Consider the following 12,164-nt stretch of genomic DNA (forward strand, 5'->3'; position numbering starts at 1 on the left):
ACCATAGCTATATTGCTTTGTAAAATACCAGCATTAAAAAACATGCAAAAACAAAAAAACCGATACATCACTGTATCGGTTTTTATAGTTTTTTTTGATTATTGGTTTATCCTCCAAAATCATCAAAACGGATATTCTCGTCTGCAAGACCAAAATCTTCTCCCATTTTCTGAACTGCGTTGTTCATTAATGGTGGACCACAGAAATATAATTCTAAATCTTCTGGTGCTTCGTGCTTTGATAAATATTCGTTGATTACTACTTGGTGAATAAATCCTGTAAATCCGTCTCCTGCTTCATCACTAACATCCGTTTTAACTTTCCAGTTATCTGCTTCTGTTGGGTCTGATAAAGCAATAAAGAATTTAAAGTTCGGGAAATCTTTTTCTAAAGCTCTAAAATGATCTACATAAAATAATTCAGCTTTAGAACGACCACCGTACCAATATGTTACGGTTCTACCTGTTTTTAATGTTCTGAATAATTGATATAAGTGCGAACGCATTGGCGCCATACCTGCTCCACCACCTACATATAGCATTTCTGCTTCAGATTCGTTGATAAAGAACTCTCCATAAGGCCCTGAAATAGTACACTTATCTCCTTTCTTTAAGTTAAAAATATATGAAGATGCGATACCAGGATTTACATCCATCCATCCGCCTTTCACTCTATCGAATGGTGGCGTTGCAATACGTACGTTTAACATAATTTCTCTTCCTTCAGCAGGATAAGAAGCCATAGAATAGGCACGCTCTACAATCTCTTCATTTTTCATTACTAATGGCCATAAACCAAACTTTTCCCAGTCTCCTTTAAACTTATCAGGTTCACCTGGGTGTTCTTGTGGATGCGCTGTAACGTCCATATCAGCATACTTTACAACAGTATTAGGAATTTCAATTTGAATATAACCTCCTGCTTTGTAGCCCATATCTTCTGGAATTTCAACTACAAATTCCTTAATAAAAGTAGCTACGTTATAGTTTCTTACAACTACTGCTTCCCACTTCTTAATTCCGAAAATTTCTTCTGGAATAGAAATATCCATGTCTTGTTTTACTTTTACCTGACAAGATAAACGCACTCCTGCTGCTAATTCTTTACGCGTAAAATGTGGTGTTTCTGTTGGTAAAGCTTCACCTCCACCAGAGTTTACATGACATTCACACTGCACACAAGATCCACCTCCACCACAAGCTGATGGTAAGAAAATTTTCTCTGCTCCTAAAGTAGATAATAATGTACCTCCTGAGGCAACTTCGATTGTTTTATCTCCGTTAATTGTAATTTTTACGGGTCCTGATGGTGCTAGTTTTTGTTTTACAAATAATAACAATCCTACTAAAATTAATAAGATTATTAAAAAAGATATAACTGTTACAGCTACTGTACCTCCTGTACTTACTTCTAAAAATACCATTATTCTATAATTTTTTTAGTGTTATCAGCTAATTTTTCAGCTTTCTCTTTTACCTCTTCTTTTTGCTCAGCTTTCTTCTCAATAGTACTTGGAGTAACTACAGATGTTTTTGGTGCCTCTTCAGTTTTTACTTCTTCGTCACCACCTGTTAACATACCTCCAAAGCTCATAAATCCGATTGCCATTAAACCTGTAATGATAAAAGTGATTCCTAATCCTCTTAAAGCTGGTGGTACAGATGAGTATCTAATTTTTTCACGAATTGCTGCAATAGCAACAATTGCCAAAAACCATCCGATTCCTGAACCAATACCATAGGTTAATGATAAACCTAAAGTAGGAATTTCACGAGATTGCATGAATAATGACCCTCCTAAAATTGCACAGTTTACTGCGATTAATGGTAAGAAAATACCTAATGAGTTATACAATGCTGGTGCAAATTTCTCTACAATAATTTCTACCAATTGTACCATGGTTGCAATCGTTGCAATAAACATAATAAATGATAAGAAACTTAAATCGTAATCGGCATATTCTGCTCCTAACCAAGATAAAGCTCCTGGTTGCAATAAATATTGATCTAATAACCAGTTGATAGGTACTGTTACAGCTAATACAAAAATAACTGCAGCTCCTAAACCTACTGCTGTTGCTACTTTTTTAGATACTGCTAGGTAAGAACACATTCCTAAGAATGTAGCAAATACCATATTATCAATAAATATCGACTTGAAAAATAATTCTAAATGTTCCATTTTTCTATATTTTTAATGATTCCTAACTGGGTTAGTCTTCAATTAGTGCTTTGTTTCTACTACGTTGTATCCAAATAATGATACCAACAACTATTAATGCCATTGGTGATAATAACATAAATCCGTTATTTTCATATCCGAAAGCATACAATCCTGTTAGTTCAATAGGATCTCCTAATACTTTAAATCCTAATAAAGTACCAGAACCTAACAACTCTCTAAAGAAACCTACTGCTATTAAAATAGCACCGTAACCTAATGCATTTCCTATTCCATCTAAGAATGCTCTCCATGGCCCATTTCCTAAAGCAAAGGCTTCAAAACGTCCCATAATAATACAGTTGGTAATAATTAACCCAACAAATACCGAAAGTGTTTTACTTAACTCGTAAGCAAATGCTTTTAATACTTGATCTACAATAATTACTAAAGCAGCAACTACGATTAACTGTACAATAATTCTAATTTTTGATGGAATAATATTTCTCATTAAAGAGATAACCACGTTTCCAATACCTAATACAAATAATACAGAAACTGCCATTACTATAGAAGCTTTCAGTTCTGCTGTAATTGCTAATGCTGAACAGATACCTAATACTTGAATCGTAATTGGGTTGTTATCTAATAACGGATCTGTAATTAATACTGCGTCTTTTTTTGATAAAAGTCCCATATTTATTTCAATGTTTTAAAGTAAGGCACGTATAAACCTAATTCAGATTTAATCATTGCTGCAACTCCATCACCTGTAATGGTTGCTCCTGCAATTGCATCTACCTCGTTATCATTTTTATCTTCGTTCTTCGGATCATTGTTAGATTTAGAAACTGTGATTCCTTTAAAAGAACCGTTGTTCATTAAATCTTCACCAATAAAATCATCCATAAAGTAACGTTGCTTAATGTTAGCTCCTAAACCTGGTGTTTCTCCTTTGTGATCGAAAAATGCACCTTGTACTACCATATTCTTATCCATTGCAACATATGCCCAAATAGCATCCCAAAGACCTTTACCTCTAATTGGTGCTATGTAAAACGTTTTACCGTCTTTTTCGCCCACAAATAATGGTAATTTTCTTACTTGTCCTGCTTTTGCAGCTGTTTGTTGCTTTTTTACATCAATTAAATATGCATTAGCATCTTCAGTAATTTTATCACCTTCAATAACTAATTGTTTTTTGATGTTTTTTGAAAACGCGTCAGCTACTTTGTCTTTAGATACAAAAACTGCACTGCTTTCATCATTATCATTTACCCCCATAGCATACAAAATGTTTTGTTGCTTTTCGATACGTTTATTAGCATCAATCATTGGGCGAAGCGATGAAGCTGTAAAAGCTAACAACGCACCTACTACTAATACCATACCAATGGCAAAAAGTAGCGTATATCCATTACTATCTGTTCTCTTACTCATAATTAGGCAGTTTTAACTTTAGCACGTTTTAATCTTCTCTTTACATTTCCTTGAACCACATAATGGTCAATTGTTGGAGCAAAAACGTTCATTAATAAAATAGCTAACATTACTCCTTCTGGATAGGCTGGATTGAATACACGAATCATAATCGAAATAAATCCGATAAAGAAACCATAAATCCATTTTCCTTTGTTGGTTTGTGATGCTGATACAGGATCAGTTGCCATATAAACGGCACCAAAAGCAAAACCTCCAATTAATAAATGTTTCCAGAAATCTAAACTCATTAATCCGTAAAACTTACTTGTTTCACCGATCCATCCTAAATCAACTACTTGATTAAAAATGAATCCCATTACTAAAGCTCCGATTACTGCAGATAACATAATTCTCCAGCTTCCAATCTTTGTTAAGATTAAGAAAAGCCCTCCTAATAAAATTAAGAATGTTGATGTTTCTCCTACTGAACCCGGAATAAATCCGAAGAACATATCAGAAACCGAATGTGTTAATGGTTGTGATTGCGCTAAGCTTCCTAAAACTGTTTCACCAGAAATAGCATCAGCAGTTCCTGCTAATTCTCTAGCATCTGCCACCCACACTTTATCTCCAGACATCCAAGTTGGATATGCGAAGAATAAAAATGCACGTATTGTTAGTGCTGGGTTAAGAATATTCATTCCTGTACCACCAAAAACTTCTTTACCGATTACCACACCAAATATAACTGCAACAGCTAACATCCATAATGGTAAATCGATTGGTACAATTAAAGGAACTAACATTCCTGTAACTAAATACCCTTCTTCAATTTCGTGTCCTTTTATGATACAAAATATAAATTCTATTGCTAAACCAACTACGTATGATACAATTACTAATGGTAAAATTTTTACTGCTCCAACTAATAAGTTGTCAAGGTTCCAAAAATCGCCACTAAAGAAAGACATTCCTTCAGTAAAACCATTAATTGCTGCATAATGTTGATATCCTGCATTAAACATACCGAAAATTAAACATGGTACTAAAGCCATGATTACAATATTCATTGTACGTTTTAAATCATCTGCTGCCTTAATATGAGTTCCTCCGTGAGTTGTCTCATTTGGCAAATATAAGAAAGTATGAAAACCATTAAATAGCGGTGCCATTTTGGTTCCTTTATACTTTTCTTTTAAATTATGTAAGTTTTGTTTTAAGCCCATATCTTATCCTAATTCTTCTCTCATTAAATCTAATCCTTCACGAATTATTTTCTGGTGAGGTTGTTTAGACACACAAATAAATTCTGTTACTGCAAAATCTTCTGGTGCAATTTCGTAAGCTCCTAATCCTTCCATTTCGTCAAGATCTTTATACATACAAGCTTTTAATAATTGCATCGGATAGATATCTAACGGAAATACTTCTTCATACGATCCTGTAACCACAAATGCTCTGTGCTCACCGTTTGTATTAGTATTTAAGTCATATTTTTTCTTCGGATTTAACCAAGAGAACGTAAATGCTCTTGAGGTAGAAACCTTATTAAAAACAGGTTTATTCCAACCGAACAATTCATAATCGTCTCCTTCAGGAATTGCAGTTACTATATTCTCATAGTACCCTAAATATCCTTCTTCGCCAACCTGAGTACCACTTAATACGTTTCCGCTTATTACACGTGCATTATCAGCTTCTAAATTTCCTTTTACAAGTTCAGCAATACTTGCTCCTGCTATAGCAGTAACGTATTGTGGCTTGCTAAATTTAGATCCTGCTAAAGCAATTGTACGCTTCGCATTAAATTTTCCGGTTAACAACAACTCACCAATTACCACTAAATCTTGCGGAGTAACTACCCACACAACTTCTCCTTTATTAATAGGATCTATTTGTGCTATTTGAGTACTTACATTACCCACAGGGTGTGGTCCTGATACGTTGTGTAACTCAACTCCTTTCATCTCTTTAAATGGAGATAATGTTGAGTCTTTTGTAATTGAAACGTGTACTTTACCTGCTGTTAGTTTTGTTAATGCAGTTAAGGCAGCCTGTAATTCAGCTTCTTTACCTTTTAATGCATAATCATAATCTGCTGCTAAAGGTGCACTTGCATACGCTGACACAAAAATGGCTTTCGGAGCTTGATTTGGATTTGCAACTACGTCGTACGGACGTTGTTTTACAAATGGCCAACAACCTGAAGCAAATAAGTGAGTTTTCACTTCTTCTCCAGACATTGCATCAATATCTTTTTTACCAAAGTCGGTATATTGCTGCTGTGCATCAGCAGTGATTTTTATTGCTAAAACTTTTCTTCTGTCTCCACGAACGATTTCTGTAACTTTACCACTTACCGGACTAGGAAATAAAATACGCTCATCACTTTTTGAATAAAAAAGTGCTTGACCTGCTTTTACTTCGGTACCTTCTTTTGCTAAAATTTTTGGAATAACGCCATGAAAATCGCTTGGCTGAATTGCAAATGTATTACCTAACGGAAGTTCGGTAATTACTTGCTCTGCGTCGCCAACGAGCTTGATGTCCAAGCCTTTCTTAATACGGATGTCTTTTGACATAGGAACTGATTAAATTGATTTTCTAAAAACAAGCAAATTTACAGATTTTGATTTTTTCGGGTAAGTATTTATATTTATATCTTTTCAATAGCTCTTTATTTATATCTATTCTAAATAAATATTTGTCTTTGGTCTACATTTTGATACATTTGCATTTATGATAAAACACTTTCTAATCTTCTTATTCCTTGCATGCTACCAAATAGGGAATGCTCAAAATATTAAAACAATTCAATTACGACCAAAACACAACACCAATCAATTTTCGGCAATTGTTAGGTTAGGTGATGTTTTAAAACTGTCTTTTGATGATTTAGATGGTGATAATAAAGAATATCAATATAAAATTGAACACATGACCCATGATTGGAAGCCGAGTAGCCTAACTTCTAATCAATACATCAACGGTTTTAATGAAAACGAGATAATTAATAGCAGTAATTCTTTTAATACATTACAACTCTACACACATTACTCAGTCGAAATCCCAAATAAAAATACGATTATTACCAAAAGCGGAAACTATTTACTTTCTGTTTTAGACGACGATTATGAAGTGGTCTTTTCGAGGCGCTGTGTTTTTTATGAAGATATTACTACTGTTGGAGTTGCTGTTTTTAGAAGTAGAGATGCGCAATCAAATCAAAAAAAGCAAACCGTTCAATTTACCGTGAATCATCAAAATTTGGTAATTAACAACCCTAGTCAAGAAATTAATACTGTTTTATTTCAAAATCATAACTGGAAAACGGTTATTAACAATATTCAACCACAGTTTATAAAACCTCAACAATTAGTATATAATCATACTTTTAAAACAAATTTTTGGGGAGGGAACGAATTTTTAAATTTCGACAGCAAACATCTACGAAACACAAGTTTAAATATTGCAAAAACCGAAAGAAAAGAACTCTACCATAGTTATTTATACACCGATGATCAACGGATAAATAAAATTTACACCTACAACCCAGATATTAATGGGCAGTTTGTTGTGAGAACTTTAGAGGCCAATAATCCAAATACCGAAGCAGATTATTCAATCGTTCATTTTTCTTTGGATGCCTACGAACCGTATGATAACAAAGAAGTGTTTGTATACGGAGCTTTTAATAATTATCAATTATCAGATGAAAACAAGTTAAAATACAATGCGATTGATGAAATTTACGAAGGTTCAATTAAATTTAAGCAAGGTTTTTACAACTACAATTACGCAACGTTAAACAAAAACAATAGCCTTGTTGATATAAACGAAATAGACGGATCCTTCTATCAAACTGAAAATGAATACACTGTAGTTGTATATTACAAACCATTTGGTGGAACTTACGACAGAGTTATTGGTGTTGGAAACGGCTACTTTAACCAAAACAGGTAATATAGTTGACAAAAAACCTAAAAAAGTTTATATTTATAAAATGTTTCAACAAGTAACCAAAGGCATAAAAATAGCAATTAAGACCACCTTTAACGGTGTAATTTATCGTGGCTACCAACAATTTTACTCTTTTAGTTACTATGTTTCCATCGAAAACAACTCAAAAGACACCGTAAAACTTTTAGAACGTTTTTGGAAAATTTTTGACGCACTTAATACTACTGAATTTGTAGAAGGAGAAGGCGTTGTAGGTGAAACTCCTATTCTTAACCCAGGAGCTACCTATAATTACAGATCTAATTGCTTTTTACTATCAACAACCGGCGCTATGAAGGGAAGTTACAAAATGATTAATTTTGAAACTTCAGAAGAATTCATGGCCATTATTCCAACATTTCAACTAACCACTACTCCGACTTTAAACTAATGGCTAAAAAAACTAAACTTGCAATTATAAAAGAACCTAATTGCTTAAATTGTGGTTACCCATTTTCTCAAGATGAAAAATTTTGCCCCGAATGTGGTCAAAAAAATAAAGGTAAAAAAATTACGCTAGGTAGTTTTATTCGAGAAGTTTTTGCTGGTTTCTTTTCTTGGGATGCACGTTTTTGGAGAACACTTATTCCTTTATTAATAAAACCAGGAAAAGTATCTAAAGATTATATTGATGGTAAAAGAAATCGCTATTCTAATCCGTTTCGTTTCTACTTAACTGTATCTGTTATTTTCTTTTTAATTATAGGAATGACAAAAAGCTATGATAAATTTAACGAATTACAATACGGTAAATCTTCTAACAAAGTTACATCACAAATAAAAATTGACGAGAATGGCGTAAAAGCACTTGAAGTAGATTTAGATTCCATTCAAGATGCCGTTTTTAAAGAACTTGACAAGAAAGATTCTGTTAACGCTAAGTTGATTAATCAAAAAGTTGACTCTTTAAAAGTAGGTGACAATTCAAAACAGTCAATGATGAATATTGGTTTTGATGAATCTGACAGCCTCATTAAACTTATGAAGTTTCAGAAAGAGCACCCAAAAGTTTCTATAGACAATGCGTTGGATAGCTTGCAAATGAAGAAAACTTTTGGAAACCGTTTTTTATACTCAAGAACTGGAGTTTTCAATACTTTTATTTCTAAAGAAAGTGAAACTCAAAAATTCTACCGTCAAATATTATCTTATGCATCAATAGCGCTTTTTATTCTATTACCTATTTTTACGCTGTTTTTACGAATTCTATACATCCGAAGAAAATTTACCTATGTAGAACATCTTGTTTTTGTTTTTCACACCCAAACAGTTTTCTTTTTATTATTATCTATTTTTTATTTAATCGGCTATTTTAAAGATGCTGAATATTTACTGGGTATTTTCTTAATATTATTTACACTATACTTATTTATGGCCATGAAAAAGTTTTATGGACAAGGGTATTTTAAAACATTCTTTAAGTTTATAATGGCAAATTTTGTGTTTTTCTTCTTAGCACTTTTAGGTTCGTTCGCAATTTCATTTATTGCTTTTGCTTTGTATTAGATTCTCTTAACAATTGATACATATAACTTTGAAAAGATTCTTTAAAATTAATCTTTACTACCATTTTATTTGTACTTGTAACAAAAGCGTTAATCGTTTTTATAGGAAGTAAATATTTATTAGCAGTATGATAAGTTCCTTTTTCAGTTTCAAAATATTTTTCTGCATTAAAAAAAAACGAAAACTTATGCTTTTCATCTTGTTTAAAATTCGAAGTGATTTTATCTTTTGTTGAATATAAAAATAAACTGTTTTTCTGCTTACTAACATACGTTTTAAAAAAAGGATTTAAAACCAATAAACTATCAGTTTCTATATTTTTGATAGCCTCTTTAGAATATAAATACTCCGAAAAAGTAGCCCCTCCTATTCTAAAACTCCCCTTAGGAATTACATTTTCTTGAATGGTTGTTTTCGCTACTTTATTAAAATCATCATCGTATTCATAAGTTACTATGGTGTCTTTTTTATTGATAAAAGAGGCTAAATCTAGATCAAACTCACCATTCCATTTATTACGAATACTATCTAACGATAAAGTTGTTAATTTTTTTAAATTATCCTTTTGTTTCTCCCCTAGAAAATCGAATAAAAAGTGCTTGTTAATTTTCCCCGAAGCCTGCACCAAAGAAGTCGCACTACTTTTTGCTTTATATGGCAAAAAAAGACTGTTTTTTTCAGCTAACTCGCCATTTACAACTACTGTTTTCCCGTTGATTCCTAATTCAAAAAAAACACCTTTTGAAGTTGCTATTGCAATAATATTCGTACTTTTTTTTATGTTATCAATAATTTTATCACTTGTTGATAAACAACCCTTCTCTTGCGATATAAAGCTCAATTTATCAGCTATATTTTTAATTTTTTTAAAACTAAATAACAGCCTTACTTCATTATTTATGATAAAAAAAATACGTTGTTTATATGTAAAATACACAACCTTTTGTTGGGTATTTTTCTTAACTATCTTTTCTTGCTTAAAAAAAGCCTGTAAATTATTCTTGCTTTTTAGCTTAAGTGCGCTACTAACCCAAGTATCTTTTAAATTACGCTCGTTTGTGTAAAAGAATACATCAGCAGGAATTTCTATAGCATCAAATAAAGATATTTTATTTTTAGGTTTCTCCTGATTTTTAGTTGTTTTTTCATTTGATTTAAAATACAAAAAAGGATGTCTTACGACATCCTTTAGTATATTATATTCGATTTCTCGTAAATTAACACGAATAACCGCATCTGCATAAGCAGGTATTGTATTGGTTATATTTACCGTTGGATTGTATCTAAAATATCCAACCGTAAACACGATCCCTAGTATAATTAAAATAGTAAACCCTATCTTTTTAAGCATCTAACTATTTTGCTATTTCGTTAATTACCTTAAATAATAATTTTAAAGTATTTTCTTCTTTACCTTTCGTATTTAATCGTAATTCAGACGAAATTTTATTTCCCTTTACTTTTGAAACTCTAAAACTAATATCTTTAACATTCTCATTAGAGATACTTGCCATTTTACGTTCAATTCTACCAAACCATTCTGTTGGCATATTTTTAATTAAAGCATTAATATCCGTATAAACTACACTTGAGTTTCTTTTTATTAATTTACTATGTTTTGTTGCTTTATAATTTGCTCTGCCTGCTTCAATATTTATAGCTCTTACTTTTGATGTAGTTATATATAAAACATCATTTTTAATTACTGCATATATATTAAAAGGAAGTTCTTTACTTTTTTTAATAAACTCATAAACATTATTAGAAGCTATTATTGTTTTGTGCTTTTGACCTAATCTGAAAATTTTGTTTAACAACTCTTTTTCTTCAGAGCCAATCATCAAAGTAAAATCAGGCACTACTGTTTTTTTAGTTTTAGTTACTTCTTTACGTTTGTAATCAGCATCATATTTATAAGTCGTGTAAGTAACATCTTTTTCTGAAAATCCATTTAAAACAAATAACGCATCGCCAGTAACTAATTTAGCAATCGCCGCTTCATCTACAAGTAATGATAATAAATCTCCAGCAACATCTACTTCTTCTTTAAACTTTGGTACAATACCACCGTACATTTTATTTATCATTTCTGGGTACTGCTTTAATAATTCTTCCGTATCCATCGAAACACTCCAAAAAGCCAATGCTTTATTATGATCGAAACTATTTATTAAAGTACTGCTCATTTTTTTGTTATAAATCTTTTTAAAAGATTTCGACATATCATCACTCACAGCCATATCTAACAAAATACTTGCATTATTTTCATTAAAAAACAAGTTTGCAGTAACCTCTTCTACGCCATAAATATTTTTACCTTCTTGTGGTATAAAATAATTCATTGAAGAACTTAAATTTCTACTAAAAGAACCAATTAAATCAGACATTAACATTCCGTAATTACGAACCCAAAGCGTAGCAACTGAACCTTTTTTCTTTCCTTTCTGAAAACTTGAATTAGTAGTAATTCCGTTAGATGTTGAATTTTCTAAGATTGAAAAAGCATGTTTTTTAATCCACAATTGTGCAAACCTTTTTCTAACCGAATATATAGATTCTCCTTCTTCTTTTAATTTTTCAAAACGGTCGTTATGTTTTTTTAAATAACTACGCGATTTATCTCCGTTGATAATTAAAAGAACATCATCATTCCAAATTCTTAATTCGCTATAACCTTGAATATAACTGTAGTCATTTTCTTTTTTAATCTTCTTAAGGTCTCTTTCCGATAACATAGATTCAAACAGTGCTTTGTCGTTTAATTCTACTAAGAAAGTATGATATGAAATACTATCATTTTTCTGAAAAAAGTAGTAAGCATTAGATGCAGTATCAAACCCTGCTTTACTTACCGAAGTAATTTTTTCTTCTCTTTTTCTATTGATATTTTTCAGTACCTCTTTTCCTATGATGCTTTCATTTACATCAGAAACACTTATTAAATCAAATAAATTAGTTGCATTTGCCATAATAACAACATCTGCATTATTAGGTATTTTGTTTTCTAATTTTTGGGCTTGTAAAACAACAAAACTGTTTACAAATAATAGGGTAGCAATAATCTTTTTCATGGTTAA

Annotated in this window: 11 protein-coding genes; 3 read left to right on the plus strand and 8 right to left on the minus strand. The window is 31.6% G+C overall.

Going from position 1 to position 12,164, the window contains the following annotated elements; genetic code table 11:
* Nucleotides 1-106: 106 nt before the first annotated feature.
* The 6 genes from nqrF to N2251_RS12620 are packed head-to-tail and all read right to left on the minus strand — an operon-like array spanning nucleotide 107 to nucleotide 6,164.
* Entirely contained in the window at nucleotides 107-1,423 is a 1,317-nt protein-coding gene (nqrF, locus tag N2251_RS12595; RefSeq protein ID WP_260587083.1) for an NADH:ubiquinone reductase (Na(+)-transporting) subunit F, read from the minus strand.
* Entirely contained in the window at nucleotides 1,423-2,181 is a 759-nt protein-coding gene (nqrE, locus tag N2251_RS12600; RefSeq protein ID WP_260587084.1) for an NADH:ubiquinone reductase (Na(+)-transporting) subunit E, read from the minus strand. The genes nqrF and nqrE overlap by 1 nt, the downstream gene beginning before the upstream one ends.
* A 31-nt stretch (nucleotides 2,182-2,212) precedes the next feature.
* Nucleotides 2,213-2,857, minus strand: a complete 645-nt coding sequence (locus N2251_RS12605; RefSeq protein ID WP_260587085.1) for an NADH:ubiquinone reductase (Na(+)-transporting) subunit D — start codon at nucleotides 2,855-2,857, stop codon at nucleotides 2,213-2,215.
* A gap of 2 nt (nucleotides 2,858-2,859) precedes the next feature.
* On the minus strand, nucleotides 2,860-3,600 hold the full coding sequence (locus N2251_RS12610) for a Na(+)-translocating NADH-quinone reductase subunit C (RefSeq protein ID WP_260587086.1): 741 nt from the start codon (nucleotides 3,598-3,600) through the stop codon (nucleotides 2,860-2,862).
* A gap of 2 nt (nucleotides 3,601-3,602) precedes the next feature.
* Nucleotides 3,603-4,808, minus strand: coding sequence for an NADH:ubiquinone reductase (Na(+)-transporting) subunit B (locus N2251_RS12615; protein WP_260587087.1), 1,206 nt, complete (start codon nucleotides 4,806-4,808; stop codon nucleotides 3,603-3,605).
* Nucleotides 4,809-4,811: 3 nt separating this feature from the next.
* The gene (locus N2251_RS12620) at nucleotides 4,812-6,164 is read right to left on the minus strand and encodes a Na(+)-translocating NADH-quinone reductase subunit A (protein ID WP_260587088.1); all 1,353 of its coding nucleotides are present in this window, start codon (nucleotides 6,162-6,164) and stop codon (nucleotides 4,812-4,814) included.
* Nucleotides 6,165-6,321: 157 nt separating this feature from the next.
* Here N2251_RS12620 and N2251_RS12625 point away from each other — a divergent pair, with 157 nt between their 5' ends.
* Genes N2251_RS12625 through N2251_RS12635 form a run of 3 tightly spaced genes read left to right on the plus strand, consistent with a single transcriptional unit; the run spans nucleotide 6,322 to nucleotide 9,087 of the window.
* On the plus strand, nucleotides 6,322-7,545 hold the full coding sequence (locus N2251_RS12625) for a type IX secretion system plug protein (RefSeq protein WP_260587089.1): 1,224 nt from the start codon (nucleotides 6,322-6,324) through the stop codon (nucleotides 7,543-7,545).
* Nucleotides 7,546-7,585: 40 nt separating this feature from the next.
* Nucleotides 7,586-7,972, plus strand: a complete 387-nt coding sequence (gene apaG / locus N2251_RS12630; RefSeq protein ID WP_260587090.1) for a Co2+/Mg2+ efflux facilitator ApaG/CorD — start codon at nucleotides 7,586-7,588, stop codon at nucleotides 7,970-7,972.
* On the plus strand, nucleotides 7,972-9,087 hold the full coding sequence (locus N2251_RS12635; RefSeq protein WP_260587091.1) for a DUF3667 domain-containing protein: 1,116 nt from the start codon (nucleotides 7,972-7,974) through the stop codon (nucleotides 9,085-9,087). The genes apaG and N2251_RS12635 overlap by 1 nt, the downstream gene beginning before the upstream one ends.
* Here the strand turns inward: N2251_RS12635 and N2251_RS12640 are convergent.
* Nucleotides 9,065-10,438, minus strand: coding sequence for a hypothetical protein (locus N2251_RS12640; protein ID WP_260587092.1), 1,374 nt, complete (start codon nucleotides 10,436-10,438; stop codon nucleotides 9,065-9,067). The genes N2251_RS12635 and N2251_RS12640 overlap by 23 nt on opposite strands.
* 4 nt (nucleotides 10,439-10,442) lie before the next feature.
* Nucleotides 10,443-12,158 (minus strand): hypothetical protein, encoded by a 1,716-nt coding sequence (locus N2251_RS12645; protein WP_260587093.1) that lies wholly within the window; start codon nucleotides 12,156-12,158, stop codon nucleotides 10,443-10,445.
* Between the last annotated feature and the right edge of the window lie 6 nt (nucleotides 12,159-12,164).

This window comes from Tenacibaculum haliotis (genome assembly GCF_025215075.1).
GTDB classification, from domain to species: Bacteria; Bacteroidota; Bacteroidia; order Flavobacteriales; family Flavobacteriaceae; genus Polaribacter; species Polaribacter haliotis_B.

Excerpts from the sequence above, each read along its gene's own strand:
- nqrF (WP_260587083.1), bottom strand. The coding sequence starts at position 1,423 with ATGGTATTTTTAGAAGTAAGTACAGGAGGTACAGTAGCTGTAACAGTT.
- nqrE (WP_260587084.1), bottom strand. The coding sequence starts at position 2,181 with ATGGAACATTTAGAATTATTTTTCAAGTCGATATTTATTGATAATATG.
- N2251_RS12615 (WP_260587087.1), bottom strand. The coding sequence starts at position 4,808 with ATGGGCTTAAAACAAAACTTACATAATTTAAAAGAAAAGTATAAAGGA.
- N2251_RS12635 (WP_260587091.1), top strand. The coding sequence starts at position 7,972 with ATGGCTAAAAAAACTAAACTTGCAATTATAAAAGAACCTAATTGCTTA.
- N2251_RS12605 (WP_260587085.1), bottom strand. The coding sequence starts at position 2,857 with ATGGGACTTTTATCAAAAAAAGACGCAGTATTAATTACAGATCCGTTA.
- N2251_RS12620 (WP_260587088.1), bottom strand. The coding sequence starts at position 6,164 with ATGTCAAAAGACATCCGTATTAAGAAAGGCTTGGACATCAAGCTCGTT.
- apaG (WP_260587090.1), top strand. The coding sequence starts at position 7,586 with ATGTTTCAACAAGTAACCAAAGGCATAAAAATAGCAATTAAGACCACC.
- N2251_RS12645 (WP_260587093.1), bottom strand. The coding sequence starts at position 12,158 with ATGAAAAAGATTATTGCTACCCTATTATTTGTAAACAGTTTTGTTGTT.
- N2251_RS12640 (WP_260587092.1), bottom strand. The coding sequence starts at position 10,438 with ATGCTTAAAAAGATAGGGTTTACTATTTTAATTATACTAGGGATCGTG.
- N2251_RS12625 (WP_260587089.1), top strand. The coding sequence starts at position 6,322 with ATGATAAAACACTTTCTAATCTTCTTATTCCTTGCATGCTACCAAATA.
- N2251_RS12610 (WP_260587086.1), bottom strand. The coding sequence starts at position 3,600 with ATGAGTAAGAGAACAGATAGTAATGGATATACGCTACTTTTTGCCATT.